General features: G+C 73.3%; 7 protein-coding genes. 5 read left to right on the forward strand and 2 right to left on the reverse strand.

From position 1 onward, the window contains the following. Positions 1-101 precede the first annotated feature (101 nt). A complete protein-coding gene (locus ACIBIW_RS20630; protein WP_399338131.1) occupies positions 102-1085 on the forward strand; it encodes an aldo/keto reductase in 984 nt (327 codons plus the stop codon). A 149-nt stretch (positions 1086-1234) separates the two neighbouring features. Then, positions 1235-2392, forward strand: coding sequence for an endonuclease/exonuclease/phosphatase family protein (locus ACIBIW_RS20635; RefSeq protein WP_399338133.1), 1158 nt, complete (start codon positions 1235-1237; stop codon positions 2390-2392). Positions 2393-2435: 43 nt separating this feature from the next. Here the strand turns inward: ACIBIW_RS20635 and ACIBIW_RS20640 are convergent, their stop codons facing one another. Continuing rightward, positions 2436-2801 carry a hypothetical protein gene (locus tag ACIBIW_RS20640; RefSeq protein ID WP_399338135.1) on the reverse strand — a complete coding sequence of 122 codons (366 nt, stop codon included), beginning with the start codon at positions 2799-2801 and terminating at the stop codon, positions 2436-2438. A gap of 211 nt (positions 2802-3012) precedes the next feature. Between ACIBIW_RS20640 and ACIBIW_RS20645 the strand changes: the two genes are divergently transcribed. Beyond that, positions 3013-3963: a WD40 repeat domain-containing protein gene (locus ACIBIW_RS20645; protein WP_399338137.1), complete on the forward strand. Its 951-nt coding sequence runs from the start codon at positions 3013-3015 to the stop codon at positions 3961-3963. Between the two features lie 79 nt (positions 3964-4042). Here ACIBIW_RS20645 and serC read toward each other — a convergent pair whose 3' ends face one another. Next, positions 4043-5161, reverse strand: coding sequence for a phosphoserine transaminase (gene serC / locus ACIBIW_RS20650; protein WP_399338139.1), 1119 nt, complete (start codon positions 5159-5161; stop codon positions 4043-4045). Positions 5162-5368: 207 nt separating this feature from the next. Here serC and ACIBIW_RS20655 point away from each other — a divergent pair, with 207 nt between their 5' ends. Both ACIBIW_RS20655 and ACIBIW_RS20660 read left to right on the forward strand, forming a co-directional pair. Continuing rightward, on the forward strand, positions 5369-6232 hold the full coding sequence (locus ACIBIW_RS20655) for a helix-turn-helix domain-containing protein (RefSeq protein ID WP_399338141.1): 864 nt from the start codon (positions 5369-5371) through the stop codon (positions 6230-6232). Between the two features lie 36 nt (positions 6233-6268). Further along, a complete protein-coding gene (locus ACIBIW_RS20660; RefSeq protein WP_399338143.1) occupies positions 6269-9148 on the forward strand; it encodes an FAD-binding and (Fe-S)-binding domain-containing protein in 2880 nt (959 codons plus the stop codon). Positions 9149-9401: the final 253 nt, after the last annotated feature.

Here is a 9401-nt window from a genome sequence, read left to right on the forward strand (position 1 = left end):
GCGCGGTACAACGATACGCACGGGATCTTGGTCACGGCGGGACGCGCGACTCCTGTGAGGGTATGACCTGCGACTCCATGGGCGCTTGTCACACTGGTGGCATGGAGCAACATGAGAGCAGCAGGCTGGGGACGGCGCTGTCCGTCGTGGGACTCGGGACCTGGCAGTTGGGCGCCGACTGGGGCGACGTGGCGGAGAAGGACGCGCTCGCCGTGCTGGACGCGGCCGTCGAGTCCGGGGTCACCTTCTTCGACACCGCGGACGTGTACGGGGACGGGCGCAGCGAGCGGACCATCGCCGCGTTCCGCGCCGCGCGCCCGGACGCGGACGTGTTCGTCGCCACCAAGATGGGCCGGCGCCTTGAGCAACTGCCCGAGAACTACGTCCTGGACAACTTCCGCGCCTGGAACGACAGGTCACGGCGCAATCTGAACGTGGACCGGCTCGACCTGGTCCAGCTCCACTGCCCGCCGACGGCCGTCTACTCCTCCGACGCGCTGTACGACGCGCTGGACACCCTGGTCGCCGAGGAGCGTGTCGCGCGCTACGGGGTGAGCGTGGAGACCTGCGACGAGGCGCTGACCGCGATCGCGCGGCCCGGCGTGGCGAGCGTGCAGATCATTCTGAACGCGTTCCGGATGAAACCACTCGAACGTGTGTTGCCCGCCGCCCGCGAGGCCGGAGTGGCCATCATCGCGCGGGTGCCGCTCGCCTCCGGGCTGCTGTCGGGGCGCTACACCAGGCAGACGGTGTTCGCGGAGAACGACCACCGCTCCTTCAACCGGCACGGCGAGGCGTTCGACCAGGGCGAGACCTTCTCCGGGGTGGACTACGCCACCGGCGTGGACGCCGCCGCCGAGTTCTCCGCGCTGGCGCCCGAGGGCGTGACCCCGGCGCAGCTCGCGCTGCGGTGGGTGGTGCAGCAGGAGGGCGTCACCTCGGTGATCCCCGGGGCCCGCTCCCCGCAACAGGCCGTCGCCAACGCCGAGTCCGCCGGGGTCCAGGACCTCTCCCCGGAACTCCTCGCACGGATCAGGGGGTTGTACGACTCCCGTATCAGGGAGCAGGTGCACGGGCGCTGGTAGCGGCTGGGTTCGGGGCTGGGACGGTGTTGGTCTACATCTGAGCCCCGCCCCACCGTCCCCTTCCGCGTGCTCCGCCCCCGTGGCACCATCGGCCCCGCGCGAGCGGTCAACGCCCGCGTACCACGGGGAACTTGGACACGGAGGTCGGGATGCGAGCCAGCCTTGCCGGTGCCGCCGCGCTAGTCGCGCTGACCCTCGCGGGGGCGCTCGCCGCCCCGGCGGGGGCCGAGGACACGGCGTCCGCGCCGCCGGGTGCCGCCGCCACCTCGCTGCGGGTGCTCGACTGGAACATCGAGGGCGGCAACAGCTCGGACGGCGACGCCAACTGGGACGCCGTCGAGTCCACCATCCGCGCCGAGTCCCCCGACGTCGTCACGCTCCAGGAGGTCCACAACGACTCGGGCCACGACGTCGACGGCTCGCCCGGCATCAACCAGTGGCAGCGGCTGCTCGACGACTTCCCCGAGTACGAAGGCCACTTCGCCCGCGGCGACGTCGACGACCAGGGCGGCTCCGCCGGAGAGCTGATCCTGACCAGGGCCGCCATCGCGGAGAAGGTCAGCTACATCCTGCCCAACGACGACAGCGGCGCCGTGGACCACAGCATGGGCGGGGTCCGTATCCGGGTCGGCGGCAGCGACGTGCGCGTCTACACCGCCCACCTCTCCGCGGGGGAGGGCGCGGCCCCGACGGCCCGGCGCACCGCGCAGACCGGGTTCATCGCGGACAAGCTGCCGGCGGACCTCATGACTACCCCGGTCCTCTTCACCGGCGACCTCAACTTCCGCCCGGGAGACCCGCTCAGGCCCGTACTCGCCGCCACCGGACTCTACGACGCGTGGACGGAGGTGGCCGCCAACACGGGAGCCGACGTCGTCACCCACTCCGGCGGCGACGACGCCCGTATCGACTACACGTACGCGAGCCCCGGCCTCGATGTGACCGCCGCGCACACCGTCGACTCCGGCGCCTCCGACCACCGGGCCGTGGTGACCGACCTGGCGGTGCGGGCCGCGCCGCGCGCGAAGACCGGCGCGGTGCTCGCGGGCGCCGGGCAGCGGGCGGGCTGGGCGAACCTCGCGGTCGACGCGGGCGGCGCCGCGACGCTGCGGGTGTGCGACAACGAGGCGGACGGCTGGGGCGTACGCGCGTACGTGACGGGCGGCACCGCCTTCCAGGGCGCGGACGGGGCCTTCGCGGACGGCTGCGGCACCTTCACGGGCACCGGGGTGTCGGCCTCGCCGACGGTACGGGTCTGCCTCTACAAGGCGGGCACCGAGAAGGACTGCCGGGAGCGGAAGCTGTAGGGCGGCACGCCCCGCACGGGGCACCCGGGCCGGGGGCCGCCCCTCACCCGTGCCGCAGGGGCGCGGCGCACAGGGTGCAGTGGTAGTCCTCGGCCTGGGGGACCGGGGCGTTGGTCGAGGGCTCGCCCATGTGGCCGCGGCAGACGCTGAGGCCGCAGCGCGAGCAGGTGAGGCCCATGGTGGCCGCCCAGCTCGCGCGGACCCGGCAGTCGCCGTCCATGCCGCGCCGGTCGAGTTCCCCGGTGTCGCGGAGCCGGGCGAGCGGGCTGTACCAGCGGATGTCGCAGGTGTGGCAGGAGCGGACGCCGGGTCCCGGCGCGACGGCCGGCTGGTGCTCCTCCCTGATGACGGCGGGCGGCGGCCCGGCCGTGAGCGGGTGTCTGCGGTTCCACCAGTCGAACAGGCCCATGGCGCCTCCTTCGGGTCGTACGGTCCAACGATCCGATAATCAAAAGGGCACGCGCCCCGCCCGAAGCGCCCCACAGAAGACACCGAAGCGCCCCCCAGAAGACACCGCCCGCCGCCCGCCGTTCCCGTACCGCCCGGCGAATTCGGGCCGCCACCCGTGGAATCCGGCCCTCGGGACCCGCCCGCGGCCCGGGGGTGGGACGCTGGGGAGCATGCGCGTCTTGGGGAGTTTCCTGGTGGGGGTCCTGTTGGCGGTGGTGGGGGCCGGATGGGCCGCCGCGGCCGACGGCGACTCCGGGTTCACCATCAAGGACCCGCGGATCACCGAGTCGAGCGGTCTCGCCGCCAGCCGCGCCCACCCGGGGATCTACTGGACCCACAACGACTCCGACGACGGCCCGTACCTCTACGCCGTGGACTCGAAGACGGGGAAGACGGTGGCGACCGTCACCATGAAGGGCGTCGGCAGGCCCCGCGACGTCGAGGCCATCTCGATGGGTCCCCACGACACGCTCTACGTCGGCGACATCGGCGACAATCTCGGCGGCAAGTGGGACCACGTCTGGATCTACAAGCTGCCCGAGCCCAAGGAGCTGAAGGACCAGACGGTCGACGCCACCCAGTACGACGTCCGCTACGCGAACGGGCCGCGGGACGCCGAGGCGCTGATGGTGCACCCCGTCACCGGCAGGGTCTACATCGCCGAGAAGAACCAGGACGGCGGCTCCCTCTACGCGGGCCCCGCGAAGCTCTCCACCTCCGGCATGAACATCTTCCGCAAGACCGCCACCATCGACCTCTGGGTCACCGACGGCGCCTTTTCGCCCGACGGCAGGCACCTCGCGCTGCGCGGCTACTTCGGCGGCATCCTCTACGACTGGAAGGACGGCGGGCCCAAGCGGAAGGGCCGCCTCACGGTGCCCCTCCAGCAGCAGGGCGAGTCCGTCACGTACACCACGGACGGCAGGACGCTGCTGTACGGCTCCGAGGGCACGAACAGCAAGGTGCAGGCGCGGGGGGTGCCCGGCACCCCGGACTCCGGGTCCTCCCACGGCGGCAAGGACGTCTCCGAGCTGAAGCCCGACTACACCAAGGGCGCCATGGTGCTGGTGCTCGCGCTCGTCGTGATCTTCGGCGGGAAGCGGGTGCTGCGCCGCAAGTGACGAAGGGCCCGGCCGCACGCGGTGCGCGACGGCCGGGCCTCCGGGGCTCAGGAGGGACCGAGGCCCCCGGGAGCCTGTGCTACAGGTGCTCGATCACATGGTCGACGCACTTCGTCAGGGCCTCGACGTCCGCCGGGTCGATCGCCGGGAACATCGCGACCCGGAGCTGGTTGCGGCCGAGCTTGCGGTACGGCTCCGTGTCCACGACGCCGTTGGCGCGCAGCGCCTTGGCGACCGCCGCGGCGTCGACCTCGTCGGAGAAGTCGATCGTGCCGATCACCTGGGAGCGCTGCGCCGGGTCCGCCACGAACGGCGTCGCGTACTTGGAGTCCTCCGCCCAGCCGTACAGCGTCCGTGACGAGGCCGCCGTGCGGCGCACCGCCCAGTCGAGGCCGCCCTGGCCGTTGATCCAGTCCAACTGCTCGGCGAGCAGGAACAGGGTGGCCACCGCGGGGGTGTTGTACGTCTGGTTCTTCACGGAGTTGTCGATGGCGGTCGGCAGTGAGAAGAACTCGGGCACATGCCGCCCCGAGGCGTGCACCCGGGCCGCGCGCTCCAGGGCCGCGGGGGAGAAGACGCCGAGCCACAGGCCGCCGTCGGAGGCGAAGGACTTCTGCGGCGCGAAGTAGTAGACGTCCGTCTCGGCGATGTCGACCGGCAGGCCGCCCGCGCCCGAGGTGGCGTCGACCAGGACGAGCGCGCCGTCGTCGGCGCCCGCGACGCGCTTGATGGGCATCGCGACGCCCGTGGAGGTCTCGTTGTGCGTGAACGCGTACACGTCCACCCCGGCCTCGGCCTCGGGCAGCGGGTGCGAGCCCGGGTCCGAGCTGATCACCGTCGGCTCGGCGAGCCAGGGCGCGAGCTTGGCGGCCTTCGCGAACTTCGAGGAGAACTCGCCGAACGAGAGGTGCTGCGACTTGTTCTCCACCAGGCCGTGGGTCGCGACGTCCCAGAACGCGGTCGAGCCGCCGTTGCCGAGCACGACCTCATAGCCGTCCGGCAGCGAGAACAGCTCGCGCACGCCCTCCCGCACCCTGCCCACCAGGTTCTTGACCGGGGCTTGGCGGTGGGAGGTGCCCAGGAGCGAGGAGCCGGTCGCGGCGAGCGCGTCGAGCGCCTGCGTGCGCACCTTGGAGGGGCCCGCGCCGAAACGGCCGTCCGCGGGTTTGATGTCTGCGGGAATCCGGATCTCAGCCACGCCCTGGAGCGTAGCTCTTTCCCGAAATGGGGTGGCGGTATGTCCGCTCGGTGAGATAGGTCTCACCCCGCCAGGGCCCCATGGCGGTACGCGCGCGCCCCGTGGGGCGGATGTGTGAAAGGAGATGACTGGGGGGAACCGCTTCCGGACGCTCTGTGGCAGACTTCCGGCCATGGTCCGGTTAAATCCGACGGGGGAGGTGCGGGCGTGAGCGAACCGCGGTCCGCGCCCACGATCGGGCAGCTCGTCCTCGGGCGGCAGTTGCGCACCCTGCGCGAGAAGGCCGGGATCTCCCGGGAGCAGGCCGGCGGGATGCTGCACGTCACACCGGGCACCGTGCGCAGGATGGAGACCGCCGAGGTCGCCCTCAAACTCCCCTATGTGCGGCTGCTGCTGCCCGCCTACGGGCTGCCGCCGCGCGACGTCGAGGTCTTCGCCCGGCTGGTGGACGAGGCCAACCAGCCCGGCTGGTGGCGCCGCTTCCACGACGTGCTGCCCGAGTGGTTCAGCGGCTACGTCAGCCTGGAGGAGGCCGCCAAGACCATCCGCTCCTACGAGCCGCACTTCGTCCCGGGACTGCTCCAGACCGAGGACTACGCCCGCGCGGTCCTCACCTCCGGCTCCGTCGGCCGCGCCGACCCCGAGCGCGTCGAGCGCCACGTCGCGCTCCGCCTCGAACGGCAGTCGATGCTCACCAGGCCCGACGCCCCCAAGTTCTGGGCGGTGATCGACGAAACGGTGCTGCTGCGCCCCGTCGGCCCCGACGAGGTGATGAGGGCCCAGGTGGACCGGCTGATCGAGGCGTCGGAACTGCCCAACGTGACCCTCCAGATCGCCGAGCTGGCCGCAGGCCACCACCCGGGCACGTACAGCCCCTTCGTGCTGTTCAGGTTCGCCGTCCCCGAGGTGCCCGACATGGTCTACGTCGAGTATCTGACGGGCGCCCTCTACCTCGACCAGCCCGACGAGGTCTCCGCGCACATGGAGGCCATGGACCGCATGGTCGCCCACGCCGAGACCGCCACCGGCACCAGAGCCGTCCTTGAGGAGTACCGGCGCGGCCTGAGCTGACCGCCCGGGGGCGGCCGGGCATGCATGCTGGACCCCATGAACCGTACGGACCGTACCGACGCCGCGGGCGACGCGGCCGCGGCGCTCGGGGACGCGCTCCGCGCCGCCGTCCGGGGTGACGTGGACCTGACGACCGCCACCCGCGCCCTGCACACCATGGACGCCTCCAACTACCGCCGGGTGCCGCGCGCCGTCGTCGCCCCGCTGGACGCAGACGACGTCGCCGCGGCCCTCGCCGTCTGCCGGGAGCAGGGCGTGCCGCTGGTGGCGCGCGGCGCCGGCACCTCCATCGCGGGCCAGGCCACCGGAACGGGCGTGGTCCTGGACTTCACCCGGCACATGAACCGCGTCCTCGCGCTCGACCCCGGCTCCCGCACCGCCGTCGTCCAGCCCGGCGTCGTACTCGACCGGCTCCAGGAGCGGGCGGCGCCGCACGGGCTCAGGTTCGGCCCCGACCCGTCCACCCACAGCCGCTGCACCCTCGGCGGCATGATCGGCAACAACTCCTGCGGCTCCCACTCGGTCGCCTGGGGCACCACCGCCGACAGCGTCGCCGAACTCACCGTGCAGACCGCGCCGGGCGCCACCGCGCGCCTCGGCCGGGACTGGGCGGGTGCCCCCGAGGGGCTGCGTGCCCTCGTCGACGGCGCTCTCTCGCCGCTGCGCACCGGCTACCCGGAACTGCCGCGCCGCATCTCCGGTTACGCCCTGGACGCGCTGCTGCCGGAGAACGGCGCCGACGTGGCGCGCGCGTTCTGCGGCTCCGAGGGCACCCTCGGCGTGCTCACCGAGGCCGTCGTCAGGCTCGTCGAGGCTCCGCGCGCGCGTGCCCTCACGATCCTCGGCTACCCGGACGAGTCGGCGGCGGCCGACGCCGCCTCAGGACTGCTGCCGTACGGCCCGCTCACCGTGGAGGGCATGGCGGCCGACCTGGTGCCGCCCGGCACCGAGGGGCTGCCGCCCGGCGGCGCCTGGCTCTTCGTGGAGACCGGCGGCGACGACCCGGGCGAGGCACGCGCGCGCGCCGACGCCGTCGCCCGCGCCTCCGGCACCCGGGACACCGTCGTCGTCACCGACCCCGCCGGGCAGCGGCTGCTCTGGCGCATCAGGGAGGACGCCAGCGGCACCGCCACCCGCATGCCCGACGGCTCGGAGGCATGGCCAGGATGGGAGGACTGCGCGGTGCCGCCGCCCCGCCTCGGCGCGTACCTGCGCGACTTCCGCGCCCTGCTCACGCAGCACGGCCTGCGCGGCACCCCGTACGGGCACTTCGGCGACGGCTGCATCCACGTGCGCATCGACTTCGACCTGACCGCCCCGGCCGGCGTCGCCCGCTTCCGCCGCTTCTCCGAGGACCTGGCGGACGTCGTCGTCGCACACGGCGGCTCGCTCTCCGGCGAGCACGGCGACGGCATGGCCCGCGCGGAACTGCTCCCCCGGATGTACGGCCCCGATCTCGTACGGCTCTTCGAGCGCGCCAAGGCACTCTGGGACCCCGCAGGACTGCTCAACCCCGGCGTCCTCGTCAGTCCCGCCCCCCTCGACGCCGACCTCCGCTTCGCGGTGCTGCCCCGCGAGCCCGTCGCGACCGCCTTCGGCTACCCGCACGACGACGGCGACTTCTCCGCCGCCGTACGCCGCTGCGTCGGCGTCGCCAAGTGCCGCGACACCTCGGCGGGACCCACGGGCGTGATGTGCCCCTCCTACCGTGCGACGAGGCAGGAACAGCACTCCACGCGCGGGCGCGCGCGCCTGCTCCACGAGATGCTGGCGGGCACGGAAGGCCCGAAGAACGGCCCGGGCCCCGTGGACGTCGTCATCACCGACGGCTGGCGCTCCAAGGAGGTCCACGACGCGCTCGACCTCTGCCTGTCCTGCAAGGGCTGCCGCTCCGACTGCCCCGTCGGCGTCGACATGGCCACCTACAAGGCGGAGTTCCTGCATCACCACTACGAGGGCAGGCTCAGGCCGCCCGCGCACTACGCGCTCGGCATGCTGCCGCGCTGGCTGCGCGCCGCGTCCGCGCTGCGCCTCGCCCGCCCGCTGAACCGCGCGGCCCGTATCGCCCCGCTGACCGCGCTCGCCAAGCGCCTCGGCGGCATCGCGCAGGAGCGCCCCATCCCGGAACTGCCCGAGCAGACCTTCCGGCAGTGGTTCGCGGGCCGGGCCGTCCAGCGGCGCCGGGCGCCGAGCGACGCCCCCAACCTCACCGTGCTGTGGCCCGACACCTTCACCGACCACCTCTCGCCCGGCGTCGGCAGGGCCGCCGTGACCGTACTCGAAGCCGCGGGCCGCCGGGTCGCGCTGCCGCCCTCGGGCGTCTGCTGCGGCCTCACCTATGTCTCCACCGGCCAGCTCGACCGCGCACGCGCGGTCCTGCGCCGCACCCTCGACCTGCTGGAGCCCGCGGGCTTCGAACGGCCGCTGGTCGTGCTCGAACCGAGCTGTGCGGCGGCCCTGCGGACCGACCTGCCCGAGCTGCTGTCGGACGACCCGCGCGCGCGTCGCCTCGCGGACTCCGTCCGCACCTTCGCGCAGGCGCTTGAGGAACAGGCCCCCGACTGGGACCCGCCCCGCCTCGACCGCCAGGTCGCCGGGCAGACCCACTGCCACCAGCACGCGGTGCTCGGCGACGCGGCCGAGCGGCGGCTGCGCGAACGGGCCGGGCTCGTGGGGGAGCTGAGCGGGGGGTGCTGCGGCCTCGCGGGCAACTTCGGCTTCGAGAAGGGGCACTACGAGGTGTCGGTGGCCTGTGCGGAGGATCAGCTTCTGCCTGCCGTACGTGCGGCGCCCGGCGGCGCCGAACTGATCGCGGACGGGTTCTCCTGCCGGACGCAGCTTGAGCAGGTGGGCGGGGTGGGGGCGCGGCACTTGGCGGAGGTGTTGGCCGAGGGGATCGAGGGCGGTGCGGGGTAGGGGGGTGGTTGCGGTGGGGGATTTTGGGGTTCGGTGGGTGGGGGTTGCTGTGGTGTGCGGGGGTTGTTGGTGGTCTCGGCCCGGTGGCGGCTTTGGGGTTGTGTGGGGTTGTGTGTCCGCTGTTGGACGTGGGGCGGGGGGGGGGGGGGGGGGGGGGGGGGGGGGGGGGGCCCCCCCGGGGGGGGGGGGGGGGGGGGGGGCTGGAGCGGGGCTGAGGTGCGGTTGAAGTGGGCTTGAGGGTTGGCCCGGGGCT

Origin of the sequence: Streptomyces sp. NPDC050560, from assembly GCF_044457285.1 — a bacterium.
Lineage (GTDB): Bacteria > Actinomycetota > Actinomycetes > Streptomycetales > Streptomycetaceae > Streptomyces.